The 239-nt window shown below is 66.5% G+C and carries 1 pseudogene; it reads left to right on the top strand.

Annotated features, from left to right (window positions below):
* Window positions 1-239, top strand: a pseudogene (locus tag ACTFO6_RS19650) (NADH-quinone oxidoreductase subunit F); the annotation flags it as partial.

The raw sequence follows: 239 nt of genomic DNA, 5'->3' as shown, positions 1-239 counted from the left end.
GAGGACTCGGGCTTAAGGGGGCTCGGCGGGGCCGGTTTCTCGGCCGGGCGCAAGTGGCGCATCGTGCGCGGAGAACCTGCGCCGCGGCTGATGGCGGGCAACATCGACGAAGGCGAGCCCGGGACCTTCAAGGATCGCTACTACCTGGAGCGGGACCCCCACCTGTTCCTGGAAGGGGCCATCATCGCCTCCTGGGTGTTCGTCGTCTCCGAGATCTACATCTACCTGCGGGACGAGTA

The sequence above is a fragment of the Pelomicrobium sp. G1 genome, from assembly GCF_051905455.1.
GTDB lineage: Bacteria > Pseudomonadota > Gammaproteobacteria > Burkholderiales > UBA6910 > Pelomicrobium.
The sequence above is the reverse complement of the archived record's forward strand: the minus strand, read 5'-3'. Positions and strand labels throughout refer to the sequence as shown.